This window comes from Mesorhizobium koreense, from assembly GCF_031656215.1.
GTDB lineage: Bacteria > Pseudomonadota > Alphaproteobacteria > Rhizobiales > Rhizobiaceae > Mesorhizobium_L > Mesorhizobium_L koreense.
This window is the reverse complement of sequence record NZ_CP134228.1, coordinates 2,233,915-2,255,769: the sequence shown is the minus strand read 5'-3', so window position 1 is coordinate 2,255,769 and position 21,855 is coordinate 2,233,915. Positions and strand designations below refer to the sequence as shown.

Sequence of the window (21,855 nt, the reverse complement as noted above, 5' to 3'; positions counted from 1 at the left end):
CGATCTTTCTCAGCTCGCGGACCATTGTGCGGTATTCCACGAATTGATGGGGACGTATGGATTCGGAATGTATCCCTTGATGCGGTCCTTCACGCCGACGATCGTCTGGTAGGCGAAGATCGGCGCAAACGGCATGTCCTCGAGCAGGATCTCCTGGATGCGGTCGTAGATCTTCTTGCGCTCGCCCTGGTCGACGGTGCTGACGCCCTTAGCGCAAAGCTCGTCGATCTCCGGGTTCTCGTACTGGACGTAGTTGGAGCCGCTGCCTCCCTTGGCCGGGATCGACGAGCTCCTGATACGGTCGCCATAGTCGGGGTCGGGATAGAGCAGCGCGTCCCAGCCGACCATCAATGTGTCGTACTGGCTCTTGACGGTGTAATCGCCCCAGACGACCGACGCCGGCATGTTCTTGATCGTCATCTCGACGTTAATCTTCTTGAAGTTCTGCTGCACGAGCTGCTCGGCCTGCTCGCGCGCCTTGTTGCCGGCCGTAGTCGACATGGTGAAGGCCAGCCGCACGCCGTCCTTCTGCCGGACACCATCGGACCCGACCTTCCAGCCGGCCTCGTCGAGAAGTGCTGCCGCCTTCTCCGGATCGTGACCCGGATCCACAAGGTTCTTGTTGTAAGCCCAATGGTTCGGCGGCAGGTAGCTCAACGTCGGCACCGGGACGCCGTAATAGACCGCGTCGATCCAGCCCTTCTTGTCGACGGCCATATAGAGGGCTTTGCGCACGCGCTTGTCCTGGAACTGCGGCTTGGCGCAGTTGAAATAGATGAACTCGACGAAGGGGCTCGCGCTCAGTTCGATGGTGCAGTTGGGGAGCTTCTTGGCCTTCTCATAGAGCAGTGGCGGGATGCCCTGGAGCTCATAAATGTCGACCTCTCCGGTCTGGAACTGGGCATAAAGCGTTTGCTGATCGGGCACGTATTTCTGGACAAGCGAGGTGAGCTTCGGCGCGCCGCCGTGATAATCGGGATTGGGCTCGAAGCTTATCTGGCTGCCGGCGACCCGGTCCTTGAATTTGAACGGACCGGTGCCGATTGGAGATGTGTTGAAGGGGGCCGTGTTGATGTCGGTCCCTTCAAGTATGTGCTTGGGGATGACGCTGGTCTTCTGCCAGGACACCATGTAGGGCGCGAAGCTGTCCTTCAGCTTGATCTCTATGGTGTGGTCGTCGACGGCCTTGTAGCTCTCGACGTGGTCCTGGCCGTTGCGGCTGCGGACCGTCACCTTCGGGTCCATGATGACATCGAGCGTGAAGGCGACGTCGGCCGCGGTGAACGGCTTCCCATCATGCCATTTGACATCGGGATGCAGCTTGATCGTCCAGGTGAGCCCGTCTTCCGATATGCCGCCATTCTCACGCGTGGGGATTTCCGCTGCGAGATTGGGAATGAACTTGCCTTCGGGATCGATCTTCCAAAGCGCGTCGAAGACGATGAACTCGACGGAAGTCTCCACGCCGGTGTTGACGTAGAGAAGCGGATTGAAGTTGACGGCCTCCTGCGTGACGCCGAGAACGCACTGGCCGGTCACCGAGGCGCGCGCCGGGGTCGCCCACGTACCGAGCGCGGAGGCGCCAATGCCGCCCGCGAAGGGCAGCGAGAGACCGAGCATGCCGCCCGCGCGCAACAGGTCGCGACGGCTTACCGCTCCCGATGAACCTGCTTCCTCGCCGGCTGGCGCTCGCCCGATCGCGTCCACCGCGGTCCTGTTCGGATTGTTCTCGCTATCGCTCATGATCGCTCCTCCCAAAGCGCGGTCCCATCGACCGGTCAGTGGAAAGGCTAACCGATCCCGTGGAACTAGACAAGGATGTACACTGCCTTTCGCGAACAGTCGCGCAGCTACTAGACATTAGTGTCCACTAGAATTAGGCTTCCCATACTTTGGGGGAGGAAGCCATGAAGTCCCATTACCGCGCGGTCGTCATCGGCGGCGGCGTCGTCGGAGTGTCGGTGCTCTACCATCTGGCGAAATTCGGCTGGACGGATGTCGCGCTGATCGAACGCGAGGTGCTGACCGCGGGATCAAGCTGGCACGCGGCCGGCGGATTCCATGCCCTCAACGCCGACCCGAATATCGCCACGCTGCAGGCCTACACTATCGACCTCCTCTCCGAGGTGGAGAAGGAATCCGGCCAGAATATCGGCATGCACATGACCGGTGGCATATCGGTCGCATCGGCCCCGGAGCGCTGGGAATGGCTGAAAGCCTCCTATCGCGTCTTCCAGACCATGGGCATCGACGACGTCCACCTGATCGGCCCGGAAGAAATCGCCAAGCGCTGCCCCATCCTCAATACCGACGGCATCCTCGGCGGCCTCTATGCCGAGCGCGAGGGCCATATCGATACGTCTGGCACGGTGCATGCCTATGCGAAGGCCGCAAAGCTGCGCGGTGCCGAGATCATCGAACACAACCGCGTGCTGGAGTTGAAGCACCGGCCGGACGGCCATTGGGACGTAGTGACGGAAAAAGGCACCGTCGTCGCCGAGCATGTCGTCAATGCCGGCGGCCTCTGGGCAAAGCAGGTCGGGCGCATGGCAGGGTTGGACCTGCCGGTCTCGCCGATGGAGCATCACTACCTCGTTACCGAGGGGTTGCCGGAAATCCAGGCGCTCGACCGTGAACTGCCGCTGATCGTCGATCTCGAGGGCTTCACCTACATGCGCCAGGAGCAGAAGGGGCTTCTGCTCGGCATCTACGAGATCGACCACAAGCACTGGAACATGGACGGCGCGCCGTGGGATTACGGCATCGAATTGATCCAGGAAGATCCCGGCCGCATCGCCGACGAATTGGCGCTCGGCTTCAGCCGCTACCCCTGCCTGCAGACGGCCGGCATCAAACGCTGGGTCAACGGCGCCTTCACCTTCTCGCCGGACGGCAACCCGCTGGTCGGGCCGGTTCGCGGCGTCGCGAACTACTGGGTCGCCTGCGGCGTCATGGCCGGCTTCCTCCAGGGCGGTGGCGTCGGCAAGTCGCTTGCCGAATGGATGATCCATGGCGAGCCGGAGGCCGATGTCTACGGCATGGATATCGCACGCTATGGAGCCTTCGCTTCCAACCGCGAATATATCCGCCAGACCACCGGCCAATTCTATTCCCGCCGCTTCGTCATGAGCTATCCGAACGAGCAATTGCCGGCCGGCCGGCCGCTCAAGACCGCCGGCGCCCATGACGCGATGGATGCGGCCGGCGCGCGCTGGGGCGTGTCCTGGGGCATGGAGGTACCGCTCTATTTCGCGCCGGAAGGCTTCGTCGAAAAGCCGACGCTGAAACGCTCCAATGCCTTCGATATCGTCGGCGAGGAATGCAGGATGATCCGCGATGGCGTCGGGCTGATCGATATCGCCGCCTTCTCGCGCTATGAAATCTCGGGCCCGAACGCCCGCGCATGGCTCGACCGGCTTCTGGCATGCCCTCTGCCGAAGCCCGGCCGTGCCCGGCTGGCGCCCATGCTCGGCGAGAACGGCAAGCTGAAGGGCGACCTCACCGTCTTCAACTGGGGCGACGGCACTTGGTGGATCATGGGATCCTACTATCTTCGGGAATGGCATATGCGCTGGTTCGAGGCGCATCTTTCGGAAGGCGTCGGCATCCGCGATATCTCCGACGCGACGGTCGGTTTCGCACTTTGCGGCCCCTCCTCGCGCAAGCTTCTCGAAAGGCTGACGCACGGGGACGTGTCGAACGAGGCCTTTCCGTTCCTCGCCTGCCGCAGCCTCGATGTCGGCGTTTTGCGAACGAAGGTCGGCCGGCTTTCGGTCGTCGGTGAACTCGGCTACGAAATCCATTGCCAGGCGAACGAGCACGCCGTGCTGCGAAACCTGCTGCTTGAAGCTGGGCGCGACCTGGGCATCGCCGAGTTCGGCTATGGCGCACTCAACGCGCTCAGGCTGGAGAAGAGCTTCGGCATCTGGTCGCGCGAATTCACGCAGGCCTATACGCCGGCGGAGACGCGGATGGACAGGTGGATCGCATTTGACAAGGCCGACTTCGTCGGCCGCGACGCGGCACTAAGGGAGAAGGAAAAAGGCAGCCCGGAACGCCTGCTCGTCACACTCGAAGTGGATGCCACCGACGCCGACGCCAGCGGCTACGAACCAGTCTGGCACAAGGACAGGCTCGCCGGCTTCATTACCTCGGGCGGCTACGGCCATACCATCGGTAAGAGTCTTGCGATGGCACTCCTCGACCGTCAAGCGGCCGAAACCGGCACGGAACTCACCACCCATATCGTAGGCGTGGAGCGCGCCGCGCGCGTCATCCCTGCCTCGCCCCACGACCCTGAAGGCCGGTTGCTGCGCACGTGACCAGACGTTACTCCGCCCTTTCGCTTTTCAAGGAAGGTCTCGCCGGGCAGACCGGCTGGGAAAAGGCATGGCGCTCGCCGGAGCCGAAACCGGCCTACGACGTCCTCGTCATCGGCGGCGGCGGCCATGGGCTTTCGACCGCCTATTACCTGGCGAAGAACCACGGCATCACGAATGTCGCCGTGCTGGAAAAGGGCTGGATCGGCGGCGGCAACACCGGGCGCAATACGACAGTGGTGCGCTCCAACTATTTCTATCCGGAGAGCGTAGCGCTCTACGGCCTCGCGCACGAACTCTACAAGTCGCTCTCGAAGGACCTGAACTACAATGTCATGTTCTCGGCACGCGGCATGGTCACGGTCTGTCATTCGGAAGCGGAGATGGAGATCGCGGCGCGCACCGTGAACGCCATGCAGATCAACGGCACCGACGCCGAGCTTTTCTCGCCAGACGACGTACGCCGCGTCGCCCCGATCTACAATTTCAGCGATAGCGCGCGCTTCCCCGTCTTCGGCGGTATCTGGCAGGGCAGCGCCGGCACCGCCCGCCACGATGCGGTCGCCTGGGGTTACGCACGCGGCGCGAACCGACTCGGCGTGGACATCGTCCAGAATTGCGAGATCACCGGCTTCATCGTCGAGGATGGGCGCTGCCGCGGCGTCGAGACCACGCTCGGCCCCATCCGCGCCGAACGCATCGGCATGGCGGTGGCCGGCCATTCCTCGGTGCTTGCCGCGAAAGCAGGCTTCCAATTGCCGATCAATTCCTACGCGCTTCAGGCCTGCGTGTCGGAGCCCGTGAAGCCCATCCTCGACACTGTTCTCCTGGCAATGGGTACCGGCACCTATGTCAGCCAGTCCGACAAGGGCGAGATGGTGATCGGGGGTGGCCTCGATCGTATCCCCTCCTACGCTCAGCGCGGCAATCTGCCGGTGCTGGAGACGGTGATCGCCGGCTTGTTGGAGATGTTTCCCGCCTTCGGCCAGTTGAAGCTGATGCGGCAATGGGCCGGTATCGTCGACGTCGTTCCCGATTCCTCGCCGATCATCGGCCCCTCTCCCCTACCCGGCCTTTTTCTGAATTGCGGCTGGGGGACCGGCGGCTTCAAGGCAATACCCGCCGGCGGCACGTTTCTGGCGCATCTGCTGGCGACCGGCGAGCATCACGACATCAGCCGGCCCTTCGATCTCGACCGCTTCGCGCGCGGAAGACTGATCGATGAGGCGGCCGGCTCCGGCATCGCGCATTAGGGAGAGGACGGCATCGTGCAGCTTTTCCCCTGCCCTTTCTGCGGCCCCCGCGACGAGACCGAATTCCACTATGGCGGCGAGGTCGGCAACGCTCGCCCGGAAGGTACGGACGTTCCAGTCGACGACTGGGCCCGCTACCTCTACATGCGAGCCAACCCAAAGGGCCGCACGCGCGAAATCTGGGTGCACGTGACCTGCGGCGAGTTCTTCGTCATGGAGCGCGACAGCCTGACCCATGTAGTGCTTGGCGCAAGCGCTCTCGGCGAAGCGGAGCAGAAAGGATGAGCGCCTCGCGTCTTCCCCAAGGTGGCAGTGCGATCGATCGTTCGCGCCCGCTGACATTCTCCTTCGACGATCGTCCGGTCGAAGGCTTTGCCGGCGACACGATCGCCTCCGCGCTTCTGGCGAGCGGCCAAGGGGTTGTTGCGCGCAGTTTCAAATACCATCGACCACGCGGCATCTGGGGCTGGGGCTCCGAGGAGCCCAACGCGCTGGCCGATATCGATATCGCCGACCGCCACCTGCCGAATGTCCGCGCGACCACCGAGCCGGCACTCGAAGGGTTGAAGGCAAGGAGCGTCAACGCAGCGCCGACGGCGCTTGCTGACCGCAGCGCCTTTCTCGATCGCTTCGCCCGTTTCATGCCGGCCGCCTTCTACTACAAGACCTTCATGTGGCCGGACTGGCGTCTGTTCGAACCGCGGATCCGCGCAATGGCGGGCCTCGGAAAGGCCGATCCCGACAAGGTGCGAACTCAACCGGCCGACCAGATCAACCATCATTGCGACGTGCTCGTTGTCGGAGCGGGGCCAGCCGGGCTCTCCGTTGCCACAAATGCCGCCGCAGCCGGACATTCCGTCGTCCTCGTCGACGAGCAGTCGCATCCGGGCGGTTCGCTTCTCCACCGCGCCGCCGAGATCGATGGTCAGCCGGGAGCGGAATGGGCGGGACAAGCCGCCTCGGCGTTAATCCGGAACGGCCACCTGGTACTGTACGATACGACGGCCTTCGGCATCTACGATCACAATCTGGTCGGACTTGACCAGCGCCACCACGACGGCAGGCCGGATACGTTGTGGCGGGTGAGGCCGCGCCGCATCGTGCTCGCCACGGGAGCGATCGAGCGTCCCCTTCTGTTCGCGAACAACGATCTGCCCGGCATCATGTCGGCGGATGCGGCGCTCCGCTATCTCCGTCTCTACGCTGTCCGCGCGGGCAAACGCATCGTCGTGGCGGCCAATAACGACAGCGCCTACGAAGTCGCCGGCGCACTGGCCCAGGCTGGCGCGGAGACGGTACTCGTCGATTGCCGCGACACCCCTTCGGCGAACGTTCCGGCAGACGTTCGTGTCCTGACCGGACGGACTATCTCGGCGGCGCGAGGCAGGAATGCGGTCGAGAGCGTCAAGCTGGACGACGGCACCGACCTGCCGGCCGATTGCGTTCTGGTCTCCGGCGGGTGGACGCCGACCGTGCACCTTTTCTCGCAGGCAAAGGGCAAACTGAATTGGGACGAGAGCCTCGCCGCCTTCGTGCCAGGAACGGGAGTGGAAGGGATCGGCGTTGCCGGAGCCATGACCGGAGCCGCCTCGCTTTCCGATGTGCTGACCAGCACAAGAGAGGCGCTCGGCGAGTTCGGGAGCCCCAATGCCATACCGCCACGCAGCACCGGACCGGAAGCCCAAAAGGGCATCGTCGGCACCTGGCCGAAACCTGCTGCGAAGGGCCGCATCTGGATCGACTATCAGAGCGACGTTACCGTCAAGGATGTAGAACTCGCCGCGCGCGAGAACTTCGTCTCGGTCGAGCATCTCAAGCGCTATACGACGCTCGGCATGGCGACCGACCAGGGCAAAACCTCCAGCCTCAACGGTCTCGCGCTTCTTGCCGGCATCACGGATCGTCCGATCCCGAAGGTCGGCACCACTACCTATCGACCGCCCTATACGCCGATCCCGTTCGCGAGCCTCGCCGGGCGCCGGGCGGGCACGCTGATGGCACCGCCGCGCCGCCTGCCGCTCGAAGGAGAGCACCGCGCCGACGGCGCCGCCTTCCGCGAATATGGCGGCTGGCTGCGGCCGGCCTTTTACGGCGCCGGAGACGCCTCGTTCCACATCCAGGACGAGGCGCAGCGGGCACGCCGGTCGGTCGCGCTGTTCGACGGCTCGACTCTCGGCAAGATCGAGGTGATCGGGCCGCGCGCGGCCGAGTTCGTCGATTTCATCTATTACAACACCATGTCGACGCTAAAGCCCGGCCGCTGCCGCTACGGCTTCATGCTTTCGGAAAACGGCGTCGTCTTCGACGACGGCATATTGATCCGCCTCGAAGAGGACCGCTTCGTGGTTTCCTGCTCGACCTCGCATGTCGCCGCCGTCCACGCGCGGCTGGAAGAGTGGCGACAGGACCGCTTTGGCCGCAAGGGCGTCTATATCCACGATGTCACCTCCAGCCTCGCAACCCTCACCGTATCGGGGCCGAACGCGTACAATCTTCTGGAGACACTCGACCTCGGGGCCACGCTCAACGATGCCAGCCTGCCGCATATGGCGATCGGTCGGGGTAGCTTTGCCAGCGCTTCCGTACGGATCGCTCGCGTCAGTTTCACCGGGGATCGCAGCTACGAGATATCGATCCGGCCCGACCGTGCCAACCTCCTGTGGCGCCGCCTCAAGGAAGCCGGGCGGGCGTTTGACGCCGTGACCATCGGCGTCGAGGCGCTGATGATCCTGCGCGCCGAGAAAGGCTACATTGTCATCGGCAAGGACACGGACGGCACGACGCTACCGCACGACCTCGGCCTCGACGGCCCCCGCGCCAGGCGCGAGAGCGAATTCGTCGGCAGGCGCTCGCTCTTCACCGAGGAAGCGAACCGTGACGACCGCAGGCAGCTCGTCGGCCTGACGGTCGCCGAAGGCGAGGCGCCGCTTGCCCCAGGTGCGCACGGCATCGAGCGGCGCGGCGCGGACAAGCGCAGTATCGGCTTCGTCACGTCGAGTTATATGAGCCCGACACTCGGTCGCCCGGTAGCGCTTGCCCTCATTGAGCGGGGCGCGTCCCGGCACGGTGAGACGATCGAACTTCAGCATCTCGGCGCCACGAGGCGCGCTGTGATAGCACACCCCTGCGCTTTCGACCCGGAGGGGGCTCGCCTCAATGCGTGATCTCGCCGAAAAGTGGCCGCCCGTCCCGGACTGGAAAAATGCTTCCATCCAGTTCCATGACACGACGATCGGTACGGCAGCGGGGCTCAGCCAATTGCTGGTCAGCGGCGATATCGATGCATGGAGCCAGGCGAGCGGCGTCGCCGGCTCCCCCGCCGGTGCCTCGTCGATCGTAACAGGAGATCGTTATGCGGTCCGCCTTGCTCGCGATCGCATCCTCGCCGTGTCCGCTGCACCGTTCGGCACCGCGGCGGGATGGCACAAAGAGGGCTTCGCCGTCAGCACGGTCGATACCGGACTGCACATCTTCGAAATCGATGGCCCATGGATGCCGGAGATCCTGGCCCGCGCCACGACGCTCGACCCGAACGACAACACGGCATCGGCCGCTCTCTTCTTTGCCGGCGTCAATGCGATCGTCTATCGGTACGGGGGCACAGCGTGCATCCGGATACACGTCGATTGCGGGCTGGCGCCATATCTCTGGCAATGGCTCGAACAGGTATGTTCATAGGTGCATTACATGGCGTTCCATCATACCTATCCATGGCGAGGGGCAAACCATGGCATCGTTTGATTTTGTAGATGAAGGCCGATCCCGGCCAGCCGCTGTCGGCAACGTAAAGGCGACGCGCGAGGACTGGCTCGAAGCCGCGCTCGATACGCTGATATCCGACGGTGTCGAAAGCGTCCGCATCCTGACGCTCGGACAGAAGCTCGGCGTTTCGCGTTCGAGCTTCTACTGGTACTTCGAGAGCCGGCAGGACCTGCTCGATCAGCTCCTTGAATTGTGGCGCAACAAGAACACCCGCTTCATCGTGGAGCGGGCGTTGCGTCCCGCCCCGTCCATCACGCAGGGCGTGCTGAACGTATTCGAATGTTGGGTGGACCAGCGACTTTACAACCCGAGGCTTGATTTCGCCATCCGCGCCTGGGCGAGGCATTCGGCGGATGTCCGCGCGATCATCGACGATGCCGACAATGAACGCCTCGAAGCCATCCACCAGATGTTCCTGCGCCAAGGCTACCACGAACCAGACGCCTTCGTGCGGGCTCGCGTGCTCTATTTCATGCAGATCGGCTATTACTCGCTCGAAATCATGGAACCGATGAAGAACCGGCTTTCGCTCGTCCCCGCCTATCTGCGCAGCTTTACCGGCCGCGAGCCTTTGGAGGGAGAGGTCGAAGCCTTCGCCAAATTCGTCGAAGAGGTGGATGCAGGATAAGAGCCTTGGCCGCAGTTGCGGCGGAACCGGAATCGTCCGGTCCCGCCTCTGTGCTCACGCTCCAAGCGGATAGATCAGCTTGGCGCGGCTGAGGTCCTTCGGCGCGACCGAGACGACCTTGCCGTTCTGGATCTGGGCAAGCATCGGCGGCGGCAGAGTATTGTCATGGAAATGCGCGCCGCTCTGGTCGAACTTGATCGGACCGTAGAAGGTGTGAATGTCCGTCGCGCCGATGATCTTGGCCAATTGCGCCCGATCATCCTCCGATAGGCCGGGGCCCTTGCCGAGTTGCTTCAGGGCAAGCTGGAGCACCATGCCCGACACCGCGCACCCGGCGCCGGTATAATCGGCATCGACCTTGTACTTCGCCTTGTAATTGTCGGCGAATTCCTGCGCCGTTCCGAAGATGTCGTCCTTGTAGGGGAAGCCCGGATCCCAGTCGATGATGCCGAGCACACCGTCGGCGTCCTTGCCGAGCGCCTCGACGAAGGCGGGTTCGGTGACGCCGTAATGCTGGATGAGCGCCTTCGGCATGTAGTTCTGCGCTTTCAGCGTCTTCACCACATTGATCAGGATCGTGTCATGGCCGCCGACGGCAATGATATCGGGCTTGTCGGCAATGACCGCGCTGATCACCGGGCTCAGATCGGCCGTGGGCGGGAACAACGTGTTGGTGGTGATCTTCAGCCCTGCTTCCTTGGCCCCCTCGGCAAAGCCGGCCGCCGCATCCTTCGAGAACGGCTCGTTGGCGCCGATGATCGCGGCCGACGTCGGCTTCGGAGTACCCGTCTCGACGATGAATTTGAGCGCCTTGTCGGCTGTAAGGTCGACGGAAGGGATGATGCCGAAGGTGAATTGCGGCTGCGGCGTCCAGTTGCCGGGCGATTCGGCCGAGCCGGCAATGCAGGGCACCTTGTATTTCGCGCAGATCGGGTTGATCGCAAGCTGCACGCCGCTCGTATAGGAGCCGAAGATGGCGTCGACCTTTTCCTCGTTGATCAGCCGGCTCGCGGCTTGCGCGCCGGCCGCCGGCTGGCTGCGCGAATCCTGCGAAATCATACGCACGGGATATTTCTTGCCGCCGACCTCGATGCCGCCGGCCTTGTTGACCGTATCGACCCAGAACTGATAGCCGCGCTGGGCGAGATGCCCGCCGGACGAATCCGCGCCGGAAAGCTCCAGCACCGCGCCGATCTTGAATTCCTTGCCGGCCTCCTCCGCCGCTCGCGCGGGCGTCGTCAGCCGGCCGTGTCCGAGCACGGCGCCTCCCGCTGCCGCGCCTGCCAGGCTGAGAACAGTCCGGCGTGTAATCCTTTTATTGCTCATTCCATTTCTCCTTCCCTATTCGTGTCGTGTCGATGGTCCTCCTCCGCCGCGGCACCGAGATAGATTTCCATCAACTGGCGGCCGTTAGCAATATCCTCCGGTCGTCCGGCGAACCGATTGCGGCCTCCAACGAGAACATAGATGCGATCGGCGACGCGCAGCGCCTCGCGGATATTCTGTTCGACCATCAGGACCCCCACGCCGCGCCCTGCCAAGGCGGCCACCCTGTCGAGCGCTTCGGCTGCGAGCTTCGGCGACAGGCCGGCGGAGGGTTCGTCGAACAGGATGAAGCGCGGCTTCACGATCAGCGCGCGGGCGATCGCCAGCATCATCTGCTCGCCGCCGCTCAGATTTCCGGCCATGACCGACATGCGCTCGCCAAGCCGGGGAAACTCATCAACGAGTTCGCCGATCCGCTCTTCCAGCAGATGGCGGTCGGCCAGCGTATGGCCGCCGACCCGCAGATTCTCGCGCACCGACAATTGCGGGAAGATGCCGCCGCCCTGGGGCATCAGCGCAAGCCCGCTCTGCAGGACGGCATGCGCCGGCCGGCCGGTCAGCTTCTCGCCGTCGAGATCGACCTCGCCCGCCCACACGTCCACCGTACCGGCGATGGCGCCGAGCAATGTGCTCTTGCCGCAGCCGTTCGGTCCGAAGATGCAGGTTACCTCACCGTCGCCCGCCTCGACCGAAACGCCGTGGAGGATTTCCACCGCGCCATAGCCGGCAACGATATCGCTGGCCGTGAGGCGCGTCATGCCGCGGGCCGCCCTAGATAGGCGTCGATCACGACTTCATTGCTCGCGACCTCCTCGAAACTGCCCTCGAAGACGATCTCGCCGGCATCCATGACGATGATCCGTTCGCACACGCTCCTCACGAGTTCCATGTCATGCTCGATGATGAGGAAGGTCTTGCCTTTTTCCTGGAGGGCGCGGACGCGCGCGAGGATGATCTGGCGCAAGCGCGGATTGACGCCCGCCGTCACCTCGTCGAGCAGGATGATCTCGGCGTCGCGCATCTGAACGCGGCCGAATTCGAGCAGGCGAAGCTGCCCGCCCGACAGCGTGCCCGCGAGATCGTCCGCGACATGGGTGATCTCGAGCGCTTCCAGAACTTCATCAGCCCGGCTTCGCGCGTTCGCCCAATCGCCTTCGACCGCCGCCGCAAGCAGATTCTCCCGCACCGTCATATTGGTGAACGGCGTCGGGATCTGGAACGTGCGGCCAAGCCCCAGCCGCGCGATCCTGTAGGCCGGCATGCGCGTCACGTCATGGCCGCGCAGTTTGATCACTCCGCTCGTCGGCGCGATCGTGCCCGAAAGCAGGCTGAAGAGCGTGCTCTTGCCGCTGCCGTTAGGGCCGATGATACCGACGATTTCGGCGGGCTCGACTTCGAAGCTTACCCCCGCGACGGCTTTGATGCCGCCGAAGGAGCGGCGCAGGTCCTTAACTTCCACCGCGCTCATGGCCGGTCTCCCGGAGGAGCATCGCCGACCGAGGCGCCGGCGGGACGCAGCAATTTGCGTATCAGCTTCATGCCACGGGCGCGCGGAGCAAGCCCGATGAGCCCATCCGGCAGGAACAGGATGATGAGCGCCAGCAGCGCGCCGATCATGGCGATGTAGCTTGTCGAACCGCCATATTCGGCCCCAAGCCACGTACTCGCCAGATAGAGCACGCCGGCTCCCAGCGCCGGTCCCCACAGATGGCCGAGCCCGCCGATCAGCACCATCACCACCATCTGGTCGGTGATCTCGCCGGAAAGCACGCTCTGCGGATTGATGAAGGTGATCCAGTAGGCATTGATGCCGCCAAGCACGGCCGGCAGCGCGGCACTCAGCATGAAGGCCTGCAGCTTGACCGCCGTCGTGTTGATGCCGAGGCTCTGGGCGGCCGCCTCGTTGTCGCGCACCGCCTTAACCTTGTAGCCGAAGCGCGAGCGTTCGAAGAGCAGGAAGATCAGGAGATAGATGACGACCGTGGCGATCAGCATCGCATAATAGAAGAACCACGTGCTCGGATTGCCGGGCGTGGAAAGGCCGAAGGAGCCGCCTGTGAAATCGAGCGTATTGATGATTTGCGCCAGGGCCTCCGCGAGCGCCCAGGTGGCGATGGCGAAATAGGCGCCGCGAAGCCGAAGCGTCGGCCAGCCGACGACGAGCGCGAAAAGGCCGGCTATCATGACGCCGACCGGCAGCGTCAGAAAGAAATTCCAATCATAACCCGGCTGCATCAGGATCGCTGTCGCATAGGCCCCGATGCCGAAGAAGGCGACATGGCCGAAGCTGATATAGCCGGCATAGCCGCCGATGATGTTCCACGACGCCGCAAGGCCGGCCCACATGGCGACGCCGGTCCAGACGCGAATCCAGTAGTCGTCCGTCCACATCGGCAGGGTGCCGAAGACGAGCGCGAGGATAATAAGGGGAAGCGCGGCCAACGCCGCCGGACGACTGGGTTTCCTCTCCCCTTCAGTCACGCGGCAAGTCCCCGGCGCAGCACGCCCTGCGGCGAAACGAGCAGCACGATGAAGAGGACCCCGAAGACGATGGCAAGCGTGTAGTCGGCACCGATATAGACTGTCACCAAAGCCTGCAGCATGCCGAGGAACAGCCCGGCGACGAGCACGCCGCCGATGGAGCCGAGACCGGCCATCACCACGACGAAGAAGGCGAGCAGCGAATATTGCGGTCCGACCTGCGCCGTGAATGTGTAGATCGCGCCGATGAGCACGCCCGCCATCGCGGTGAGGCCGGCATAGATCGCGTAGACGATGGTGCTCAGCCGCTTCACGTCGATCCCCATCAGGCTGGCGTTGCGCTTGTTCTGCGCCGCCGCGCGAACGGCAAGCCCCGTGCGTGTAAAGAACAGGAAGCCCATGAAGAGCGCCGTCGTGACGATGGCGAAGAGAAAGCCCGCGAGCCGCAGCCAGGGCATATGGACACCCCCTATAGTCAGCGTACCGCTGACTAGACTCGTCTGGACCGTGCGCGGATCGAAGCCGACCGTCGTCAGCATCGTGCCGCGCGCCAGCATGGCGATGCCGAAGGTGAAGGCAAGCGCCATCAGCGCAGGTCGCGCATAGCGGCTGGTGCGCACGCGGTAGATCAGCGGCGCCACCAGCGACCCGATCAATGCGAATATGACGAAGACCGCCGGAAGGAAGATGATCGGGTCGATGCCAAGCCAGGTTTGCGCGGCCACGCCCGCGAAGCCGCCCAACACCACCCATTCGCCGACCGCAAAATCGACGACATCGAGGATGCCGAAGGCGAGCGAGAAGCCGATGCTAATCGCAACATAGAGCCCGCCGACAAGGAGCCCGTCTATAACGGTCTGGATCAGAAGCTGCATGGTGACGCGCACCATAGCACAGCGATGTCATTGGACAATTCCGGATCGCAACGTTTCACCGGAAGATGGATTTCGCTGTAGATTCTATGCAGTTACCTGCTGAGCGCGGGCTGTCACGCCGCGCCCGCGCTTCAGTCTCGCATTCCTGCCCGACTGCCGGCTGCGATCGTCGGCGGCGCGTCGTTCAGCGTCTCCACGGCAAAGCCCGCCGCCTTTTTGTAGCCAGCCATGAAGCGCGCGCGTTCCTCGACCGAAACCACGGCATCTATATCGTCGAACTTTCCACCGCAGCGTTCATCAACCATATTGAGCAAGCCAAACGGACCTGCTCCGCGGTTGCGCAACACGAGTTCCGACATCGGTCCGCACAGCTTCGCGTCATAAGCCTTTAGCGCCTCATGTGTCAGGCCGTGCTCCACGATAGCTGCGCCTAGCACACGCGCATCCACGATGGCCTGGCTCGCTCCATTCGATCCGGTCGGATACATGACATGCGCGGCGTCTCCGATCAGCACGGCCCCGCCATCCCTCCAGGTGGGGATGGGATCGCGGTCGATCATCGGATTTTCGTAGGCGACCTCGGCGCGTCGGATCAGCGCCGGCACATCCAGCCAGTCATAGGTCCATCCCTCGAAATGGCGGATAAAACTGTCGATCGCCACCGGCTTGAACCAGCCATGCTTTTGCCAGCCCTCGGCGGGATCGACCGTCACTTCGGCGATCCAGTTGATGGTGGCGAAACCAGTTTCCGGGTCGGTCGGCGAGATCGGGTAGAGGACGAGCCGCTGACGATGAGTACCAAGTCCCACGAAGGAAGCGCCGGTGCGGATCGGCAGGCCCGGACTGATGCCGCGCCACATAATCGCCCCGCCCCAGCGGATCGGCGGCTGGCCGGGATGCATCTGCGCCCTCACGGCGGAATGCAGGCCATCCGCTCCGATGAGCAAGGAGCCCGTCTCCTCCGAGACCATTCCGTCGGCGCTTTCCACTGCCGCCGTGACGGTGCCGTCGGCATTGTTGCGATAGCCGGTGACGCGATGGCCGGACCGCACCGCATCCGCGCCGATGCGCTTCAGAGCCTTTTCGTAGAGCAGCATCTGGAGCCGCCCGCGATGCGCCGAATATTGCGGCCATTTATAGCCGGCATCGAGGCCGCGCGGCTCGGCATAGATGTCGTTGCCGTTCAGGCCGACCAGCGCCCATTCCTTCGCCGGCAGGCCGATCCGGTCGAGGTCCGCGGCGCCGATGCCGACATCGAAGAGTTCGCGCACCGCGTTGGGCTGAAGATTGATACCGACGCCGAGCGGTCGCAACTGCCGCACGGCCTCGAACACAACTGAGGGCACGCCGATCTGGTCAAGCGTCAACGCCATGGCAAGGCCGCCAATGCCGCCACCTGCGATCATGACCGGAAGTCGTGCCATCCGTGTTCCCCTTCATCTTCACTCGCCACATGCCGGGCAATAAGCCCCGGGAGTGTGGTCTATGCCTCCTTCACCGAAGCGCCAAGAAGCGCCGTCCATGGCGTATTCGCGAAGCGTTGAGGTTCTTTATACAAGCCTTTGAATTAAATAGGGGATCGAAAACCAAATGCGCGGGTTTCATGCTGCCGTGGCCTCGACATCCTTTGTCCCCGGGAGTATCGACGTTCATATGGAAACCCCGCAGGGCGGAGAAGATCGCGATGCTTATTTCCCAGATAGCGGCGCCGGACGGAAAAACGGTCGTCGTGGTCCGCGAAGACGGCCAGACCCGTGCCGTAAAGGGTGCAGTCGGCGTCTATGAACTGGCGATGGAGGCCGCGCGGGCGGGAAAGCCTCTCGCCGCGCTGATCGCCGAACTCGGCATCGGCGAGAAGGTGGACCTCGAAGCTGCCCACGCGGAAGGCCGGGTTCTCCTGCCGGTCACGCACCCCGATCCCGCGCACATGCACCTGACAGGCACCGGTCTCACCCATCTCGGCTCAGCCGCGACCCGTGATGCCATGCACGCCGCGACCGCGCAGAAGGAAGAGACCCTCACCGATTCCATGAAGATGTTCCGCATGGGCATCGAGAGTGGCAAACCGGCGGACGGCGAGATCGGCGTCCAGCCGGAATGGTTCTACAAGGGCAACGGCACGGTGGCGACGGCGCCCGGCGCGCCGCTGCTTTCACCCGATTTCGCGCTTGACGGCGGCGAGGAACCGGAGATCGCCGGCATCTATGTCATTGGCGACGGCGGAACACCCTTCCGGATCGGCTTCGCACTTTCCAACGAATTCTCCGATCACGTCACCGAGCGGCAGAACTATCTCTACCTTGCTCACTCCAAGCTCCGCCCCGCCTCCTTCGGCCCGGAAATCCTAGTCGGCGAACTCCCCGCCGACATAAGAGGCGCCTCCCGCATCCGCCGCGCCGGCAAGCTCCTGTGGGAAAAGCTCTTTCTTTCCGGCGAAGGAAACATGTCGCACACCATCGCCAACCTGGAACACCATCATTTCAAATACGGCCTGTTCCGTCAGCCGGGCGACCTGCATGTCCATATGTTCGGAACCGCGACGCTCTCCTTCGCCGACAAAGTCCGCATCGAGCCCGGCGACGTCATGGAGATCGAGGCTTCGGAATTCGGCCTCCCGCTCAGGAACCCGCTGGCGATAGCGGCGCCGTCCGCGCCGGGAGCGGTGCGGGTGAGGATGCTGTGATAGGCAGTAGGGCAGTAGGGCAGTAGGGCAGTAGGGCAGTAGGGCAGTAGGGCAGTAGGGCAGTAGGGCAGTAGGGCAGTAGAAGAATTCCCGATTCATTCATTTTGCATACTACCTTATTGCCATAATGCCCCACTGCCGCTGAGGATTGAAATGGCCACCGCACCGAACAAAATCGCCATCGTCGGCGTTGGCAAGATCGCGCACGACCAGCACGTGCCCTCGATCGCGGGTAATCCCGACTTCGAGCTTGCCGCGACGGTGAGCCGCCACGGTTCGGTCCAAGGCGTCGAGGCCTTCACAGATCTCAATACGATGCTGGCAAAACGGCCGGACATCGGCGCGGTCGCGCTCTGTATGCCTCCACAGGCGCGCTTTGCCTATGCCGTGGAAGCGCTGGCCGCTCGACGCCACGTCCTGCTCGAAAAGCCGCCCGGCGCGACGCTGAGCGAGGTCCACGAACTGGAGCGCCTTGCCGCGCAACATGACTGCACACTCTTTGCCACGTGGCATTCGCGTTTCGCCGTCGCCGTTCCCGCGGCAAAGGCGTGGCTCGCCGACAAAAAGATCGCACGGCTGGCCATCACTTGGAAGGAGGACGTGCGCCGCTGGCATCCCGGACAGGAGTGGATATGGGAACCCGGCGGGCTCGGCGTCTTCGACCCCGGCATCAACGCGCTTTCTATCCTGACCGCGATCTATCCACGCCCCTTACACCTCGCCTCGGCCGACCTCTCTTTCCCGGAGAACCGCGGCACGCCGATCGCCGTCTCACTCCGCTTCGTCGACCCGGAAGGCGCGGAAGTGACTGCCGAATTCGATTGGCGGCAGGAAGGCCCGCAGACATGGAATATTGAGGCCGATACCGACGCCGGCCATATGAAGCTTTCCTCGGGCGGTGCTTCGCTCGCCATCGACGGCAGGAAGGTGGAACAAGCGCCTGATCGCGAATATGCCGGCATCTACCGTCGTTTCGCCGAACTGATCCGTACAGGCAGGAGCGATGTCGACCTCTCCCCGATGGTCCACGTCGCCGATGCGTTCACCCTCGGCAGGCGGATTGCGGCGGAGCCGTTCGAATTCTGACGGCTCCCGAACCCGGCGTCCTCACGGGAAAAGATGCGTCCGGATCATGGCGATGGTCGGCTCGCTCCTTTCACCGAGCGAGGCCCAGCCGTCCTCGATCACCGTCGTCATGGCATCGGCCGCCGCCTTCGGGTCGCGCGCTCGGATGGCGTCGGTGATGGCGCAATGATGGCGATGGCTGCGGTGCAGGGTTTCCAGGCTGTCGCTCGGCGCGCTCAGCCGGAAGGCAGCGGCAAGCGCGGCGCCGATCAACGCGCCGATCGAGCGCATCATCAGATTGCCCGAAGCGTCGAGCACGAGCAAATGGAAGGAAAGATCGGCATCGGTGAAGCGCTGCCGGTCGAGGCCGGCATTCAGCATGCCGGTCGTCATTTCCTCCATCCGGACAAGGTGATCGTCCGTCCTTCTTAGCGCCGCAAGCGCCGCCGCCGTCGGCTCGATCGCCTGGCGCATCTCGAAAAGCCGGCCGATGAAGCGCCTGTCGACGCCAATTTCGAGCCGCCAGCCAAGCAGTTCCTCGTCCAGGAAATTCCAGCTCTCCTCGCTGCGAACCCAGTAGCCGACCTTCGTACGGGCGGCGACCATGCCTTTCGCCTCGAGCGTCTTCAGCGCCTCGCGCAGCGATGTATTGGAGACGCCGAAGCGGCGCATCAACACTTCCTTGCCGGGAAGCGTCTGGCCGACCGGGAACTCGCCGGCAACGATACCGATGCCGAGCCCTCTCAGCGCGGCGGAAAAAGCGCCGCGCGGCAGCGGTCGCCGGTCTTCCGGCGCGGAAACGATCCGCTCAGAAAGAGGCTTCATTTCGCGCGTGGTTCCCTCCCCGACCTCCCTCTATTGCACAGCCGGCGCCTTGTCGCCTGTCGCGAGCGCGCTGCGCGCCCGTGCCGCGGCCCGCGCGTTGCGGTACTTGACGAGTTGCTGGTCCGCCAGCACGCCAACGAGGATGACCGCGCCCATCACGGCGAAATTCAGCGAACTCGGTATGCCGAGAAGATTGACGAGATTCTGCAGAACCTGCAGCAATATGGTGCCGAGCACGATGCCGAAGACCGATCCTTCGCCGCCACGCAGCGAACACCCGCCGAGCACCGCCGCGGCAATCGCATAAAGCTCGTAGAACGTCCCGTGCGACGCCGGCGAGATCGAGCGCGTATACATGGCGAAATAGATGGCCGACAGGCCCGACAGCGCGCCAAGGATGATATAGGTGGCAGCAATCACCCGCTCGCTTTTGATACCCGAATAGCGCGCCGCCTCCTCGTTGCGGCCGACCGCGAAAAGGTGCCGGCCGAAGACCGAGCGGTGCAACACCACGCCCATCACGATCGCCACCAGCACGAAGGCGACGAAGGTAAGCGGGACCCCGTAGACGCGGCCCGTCGTCAGCCACTCTAGCGTCGGGAAACTCTGGCCGAAGGCGAAGCCCGCCGTGCCGTCATCCGTGTACCAGCGCGCGATGCCGCGATAGAGCAGAAGCCCGCAAAGCGTGACGATGAAGGGCTGCATCTTCAGTTTCGTGATGAGAAAGCCGTGAATCCAGCCGAGCACCGTCCCGGCGAGCACGATGACCAGCACGGCCAGCGCCCAGTTCATCTGGTAGGTCGTCAAAAGGTCGATGAAGATCACGCCGAGCAGCGCCAGGATCGAGCCGACCGAAAGATCGATGCCGCTCGTGATGATGACGAATCCCTGGCCGACGGAGATCAGGCCGAAGAGACCGACGAGGTTGGCGGTATTGGACAGGTTGATCGGCGAGATGAAGCGCGGATTGAGGAACGCGACGATGCCGGCGACGACGATCAGGAGGATGAGAAGACCGAGGTCCTTTTTCAGCATGGCGGGTCCTTCAATGGGCGGTGCTGGGGGCGGCGTGGTCGCCGTGGCCGACGGCAAGCTGCATGACCGCTTCCTCGCTGAAGCGGTCGCGCGAAAGAATGCCGGCGATCGCTCCTTCATGCATGACGGCCATGCGGTCGCTGACGCCGACCACCTCTTCCATGTCGCTCGAGATCATCAGCACGCCGACGCCGCTGTCGGCCAGGCCACGCATCAGCATATAGATCTCATTCTTGGAGCCGACGTCTATGCCCCGCGTCGGTTCGTCGAAAATGAGGATTCGCGGCTTCATCGACAGCCATTTACCGAGCACCACCTTCTGCTGGTTGCCGCCCGAAAGACTGCCGGCCGGCGTCGAAACGTTCGGAGCCTTGATGCGAAGCGCCCGGCATTGAGCCATGGCGTTCTTTTCTTCGAGCGCGGAATTGACGAAGCCGGAAGGCGCGAAGGCGCGAATGTTGGCAAGTGAGATGTTGGCGGTGATGGTGTCTTCGAGAATGAGGCTCGATTGCTTGCGATCCTCGGGGATGAGGTAGATTCCCTCTGCGATCGCCTCGCTCGGCGAATTCACTACGATTTCCCGGCCCTCCAGCCGGATCGCCCCGCCGAGCGGCCGATCGATGCCGAAAAGCGTGCGCGCAAGTTCGGTGCGGCCGGCGCCGATCAGCCCGGCAAGGCCAAGGATTTCCCCGCGATGGAGAGCAAGATCGACCTTACTGTCGGGGAATGCATCGGTGCGGACGCCGGTAAGCTCCAGCATCGCCTCACCGGGTGGCGCGGCCGGCGGCGTATAGAGCGCTTTCAGGTCACGGCCGATCATCAGCCGGATCATGGCGTCATGCGTGATCTCGTCGCCCCGGAGCCGACCGCTGATCCTGCCGTCGCGCAGCACCACCACGCGGTCGGCACATTCCTTCACCTCGTTCAGCCGATGCGAGATGAAGATGATGGCAACGCCGTTCCTCTTCAACTCCTCGATCACGGAGAGCAGCCGGCGCGTTTCCGACACGGTGAGGCTGGAAGTCGGCTCGTCCATGATAACGACGCGCGCGTCGAGCGAAAGCGCCTTGATGATCTCGAGAAGCTGCCGCTGCGCGATCGACAGTTCGGCAACAGGCGTCTCCGGAGAGAAATCGACGCCGAGCCGGTCCATCAGCGGCTGCACGGCGGCCTTGAGCCGCTTGCGGTCCACCAGCTTGAGGAACGGCGTCCGCGGCTCCCTGCCGATGAAGACGTTGGCCGCGGCATCCAGATTATCGAAGAGGTTGAGTTCCTGGTGCACGAAAGCAATGCCGGCGGCGCTCGCCTCCTTCACCGTCAGCGCCTTGCGGCTTTCCCCGTCGATGCGGATCGTGCCGACGGTCGCTTCCGCCACGCCGCCGAGGATTTTCATCAGCGTCGACTTGCCGGCGCCATTCTCGCCGATGAGGCCGATCACCTCGCCCGGCGCCACCGACAGGCTCACATCCGAAAGCGCCTGCACGCCCGGATAGGTCTTGCTGATCCCTTCCAGTTCGAGGAACGGCTCCAATGGAATGGCCTCCGGCGTGACGATCGGCGGACGCCGGCGAAAAGGCCGCCGACGCCGTAGCTTCTTCTATAG

The 21,855-nt window shown here is 63.7% G+C and carries 18 protein-coding genes; 8 read left to right on the top strand and 10 right to left on the bottom strand.

The features are described 5' to 3' along the window. Nucleotides 1-9: 9 nt before the first annotated feature. On the bottom strand, nucleotides 10-1,743 hold the full coding sequence (locus RBH77_RS10685; RefSeq protein WP_311032131.1) for a peptide ABC transporter substrate-binding protein: 1,734 nt from the start codon (nucleotides 1,741-1,743) through the stop codon (nucleotides 10-12). A 164-nt stretch (nucleotides 1,744-1,907) separates the two neighbouring features. On the opposite strand from RBH77_RS10685, the gene RBH77_RS10680 reads away from it, so the two are divergent. From RBH77_RS10680 to RBH77_RS10655, 6 genes are read left to right on the top strand one after another with little or no spacing between them, the layout of a single operon-like run. Further along, nucleotides 1,908-4,322, top strand: a complete 2,415-nt coding sequence (locus tag RBH77_RS10680; protein ID WP_311032128.1) for a GcvT family protein — start codon at nucleotides 1,908-1,910, stop codon at nucleotides 4,320-4,322. Next, nucleotides 4,319-5,572: a sarcosine oxidase subunit beta family protein gene (locus RBH77_RS10675; RefSeq protein ID WP_311032127.1), complete on the top strand. Its 1,254-nt coding sequence runs from the start codon at nucleotides 4,319-4,321 to the stop codon at nucleotides 5,570-5,572. The genes RBH77_RS10680 and RBH77_RS10675 overlap by 4 nt, the downstream gene beginning before the upstream one ends. A 15-nt stretch (nucleotides 5,573-5,587) precedes the next feature. Then, entirely contained in the window at nucleotides 5,588-5,857 is a 270-nt protein-coding gene (locus RBH77_RS10670) for a sarcosine oxidase subunit delta (RefSeq protein WP_311032126.1), read from the top strand. Then, complete coding sequence (locus RBH77_RS10665) at nucleotides 5,854-8,736, top strand: sarcosine oxidase subunit alpha family protein (RefSeq protein ID WP_311032125.1); 2,883 nt, start codon at nucleotides 5,854-5,856, stop codon at nucleotides 8,734-8,736. Before RBH77_RS10670 ends, RBH77_RS10665 begins: the two co-directional genes overlap by 4 nt. Continuing rightward, complete coding sequence (locus RBH77_RS10660; RefSeq protein ID WP_311032124.1) at nucleotides 8,729-9,250, top strand: hypothetical protein; 522 nt, start codon at nucleotides 8,729-8,731, stop codon at nucleotides 9,248-9,250. The genes RBH77_RS10665 and RBH77_RS10660 overlap by 8 nt, the downstream gene beginning before the upstream one ends. 49 nt (nucleotides 9,251-9,299) lie before the next feature. Next, nucleotides 9,300-9,962, top strand: coding sequence for a TetR/AcrR family transcriptional regulator (locus RBH77_RS10655; RefSeq protein ID WP_311032123.1), 663 nt, complete (start codon nucleotides 9,300-9,302; stop codon nucleotides 9,960-9,962). Nucleotides 9,963-10,016: 54 nt separating this feature from the next. On the opposite strand, the gene RBH77_RS10650 is transcribed toward RBH77_RS10655, so the two are convergent. From RBH77_RS10650 to RBH77_RS10625, 6 genes are all read right to left on the bottom strand, one after another. Further along, nucleotides 10,017-11,288, bottom strand: a complete 1,272-nt coding sequence (locus tag RBH77_RS10650) for an amino acid ABC transporter substrate-binding protein (protein WP_311032122.1) — start codon at nucleotides 11,286-11,288, stop codon at nucleotides 10,017-10,019. After that, nucleotides 11,285-12,046, bottom strand: coding sequence for an ABC transporter ATP-binding protein (locus RBH77_RS10645; protein WP_311032120.1), 762 nt, complete (start codon nucleotides 12,044-12,046; stop codon nucleotides 11,285-11,287). Before RBH77_RS10645 ends, RBH77_RS10650 begins: the two co-directional genes overlap by 4 nt. Next, nucleotides 12,043-12,756, bottom strand: coding sequence for an ABC transporter ATP-binding protein (locus RBH77_RS10640; protein WP_311032118.1), 714 nt, complete (start codon nucleotides 12,754-12,756; stop codon nucleotides 12,043-12,045). Before RBH77_RS10640 ends, RBH77_RS10645 begins: the two co-directional genes overlap by 4 nt. Next, the gene (locus tag RBH77_RS10635) at nucleotides 12,753-13,769 is read right to left on the bottom strand and encodes a branched-chain amino acid ABC transporter permease (protein WP_311032116.1); all 1,017 of its coding nucleotides are present in this window, start codon (nucleotides 13,767-13,769) and stop codon (nucleotides 12,753-12,755) included. The genes RBH77_RS10640 and RBH77_RS10635 overlap by 4 nt, the downstream gene beginning before the upstream one ends. Further along, the gene (locus tag RBH77_RS10630; protein WP_311032115.1) at nucleotides 13,766-14,644 is read right to left on the bottom strand and encodes a branched-chain amino acid ABC transporter permease; all 879 of its coding nucleotides are present in this window, start codon (nucleotides 14,642-14,644) and stop codon (nucleotides 13,766-13,768) included. The genes RBH77_RS10635 and RBH77_RS10630 overlap by 4 nt, the downstream gene beginning before the upstream one ends. A 131-nt stretch (nucleotides 14,645-14,775) precedes the next feature. Further along, nucleotides 14,776-16,068 (bottom strand): flavin-dependent oxidoreductase, encoded by a 1,293-nt coding sequence (locus tag RBH77_RS10625; protein WP_311032114.1) that lies wholly within the window; start codon nucleotides 16,066-16,068, stop codon nucleotides 14,776-14,778. A 260-nt stretch (nucleotides 16,069-16,328) separates the two neighbouring features. On the opposite strand from RBH77_RS10625, the gene araD1 reads away from it, so the two are divergent. Both araD1 and RBH77_RS10615 read left to right on the top strand, forming a co-directional pair. Next, nucleotides 16,329-17,327, top strand: a complete 999-nt coding sequence (gene araD1 / locus RBH77_RS10620; RefSeq protein ID WP_311032113.1) for an AraD1 family protein — start codon at nucleotides 16,329-16,331, stop codon at nucleotides 17,325-17,327. 153 nt (nucleotides 17,328-17,480) lie between these two features. Next, on the top strand, nucleotides 17,481-18,413 hold the full coding sequence (locus RBH77_RS10615; protein WP_311032112.1) for a Gfo/Idh/MocA family protein: 933 nt from the start codon (nucleotides 17,481-17,483) through the stop codon (nucleotides 18,411-18,413). 21 nt (nucleotides 18,414-18,434) lie between these two features. On the opposite strand, the gene RBH77_RS10610 is transcribed toward RBH77_RS10615, so the two are convergent. Genes RBH77_RS10610 through RBH77_RS10600 form a run of 3 tightly spaced genes read right to left on the bottom strand, consistent with a single transcriptional unit; the run spans nucleotide 18,435 to nucleotide 21,789 of the window. Beyond that, nucleotides 18,435-19,217 (bottom strand): FadR/GntR family transcriptional regulator, encoded by a 783-nt coding sequence (locus tag RBH77_RS10610; RefSeq protein WP_311032111.1) that lies wholly within the window; start codon nucleotides 19,215-19,217, stop codon nucleotides 18,435-18,437. A gap of 30 nt (nucleotides 19,218-19,247) precedes the next feature. After that, complete coding sequence (locus RBH77_RS10605) at nucleotides 19,248-20,252, bottom strand: ABC transporter permease (protein ID WP_311032110.1); 1,005 nt, start codon at nucleotides 20,250-20,252, stop codon at nucleotides 19,248-19,250. Nucleotides 20,253-20,262: 10 nt separating this feature from the next. After that, entirely contained in the window at nucleotides 20,263-21,789 is a 1,527-nt protein-coding gene (locus tag RBH77_RS10600) for a sugar ABC transporter ATP-binding protein (protein ID WP_311032502.1), read from the bottom strand. Between the last annotated feature and the right edge of the window lie 66 nt (nucleotides 21,790-21,855).

What these genes read in the sequence shown, in the direction of transcription:
- RBH77_RS10685 (WP_311032131.1), bottom strand. Translation starts at nt 1,743, where the DNA reads ATGAGCGATAGCGAGAACAATCCGAACAGGACCGCGGTGGACGCGATC.
- RBH77_RS10680 (WP_311032128.1), top strand. Translation starts at nt 1,908, where the DNA reads ATGAAGTCCCATTACCGCGCGGTCGTCATCGGCGGCGGCGTCGTCGGA.
- RBH77_RS10665 (WP_311032125.1), top strand. Translation starts at nt 5,854, where the DNA reads ATGAGCGCCTCGCGTCTTCCCCAAGGTGGCAGTGCGATCGATCGTTCG.
- RBH77_RS10660 (WP_311032124.1), top strand. Translation starts at nt 8,729, where the DNA reads ATGCGTGATCTCGCCGAAAAGTGGCCGCCCGTCCCGGACTGGAAAAAT.
- RBH77_RS10655 (WP_311032123.1), top strand. Translation starts at nt 9,300, where the DNA reads ATGGCATCGTTTGATTTTGTAGATGAAGGCCGATCCCGGCCAGCCGCT.
- RBH77_RS10650 (WP_311032122.1), bottom strand. Translation starts at nt 11,288, where the DNA reads ATGAGCAATAAAAGGATTACACGCCGGACTGTTCTCAGCCTGGCAGGC.
- RBH77_RS10645 (WP_311032120.1), bottom strand. Translation starts at nt 12,046, where the DNA reads ATGACGCGCCTCACGGCCAGCGATATCGTTGCCGGCTATGGCGCGGTG.
- RBH77_RS10640 (WP_311032118.1), bottom strand. Translation starts at nt 12,756, where the DNA reads ATGAGCGCGGTGGAAGTTAAGGACCTGCGCCGCTCCTTCGGCGGCATC.
- RBH77_RS10630 (WP_311032115.1), bottom strand. Translation starts at nt 14,644, where the DNA reads ATGCAGCTTCTGATCCAGACCGTTATAGACGGGCTCCTTGTCGGCGGG.
- RBH77_RS10625 (WP_311032114.1), bottom strand. Translation starts at nt 16,068, where the DNA reads ATGGCACGACTTCCGGTCATGATCGCAGGTGGCGGCATTGGCGGCCTT.
- araD1 (WP_311032113.1), top strand. Translation starts at nt 16,329, where the DNA reads ATGCTTATTTCCCAGATAGCGGCGCCGGACGGAAAAACGGTCGTCGTG.
- RBH77_RS10615 (WP_311032112.1), top strand. Translation starts at nt 17,481, where the DNA reads ATGGCCACCGCACCGAACAAAATCGCCATCGTCGGCGTTGGCAAGATC.
- RBH77_RS10610 (WP_311032111.1), bottom strand. Translation starts at nt 19,217, where the DNA reads ATGAAGCCTCTTTCTGAGCGGATCGTTTCCGCGCCGGAAGACCGGCGA.
- RBH77_RS10605 (WP_311032110.1), bottom strand. Translation starts at nt 20,252, where the DNA reads ATGCTGAAAAAGGACCTCGGTCTTCTCATCCTCCTGATCGTCGTCGCC.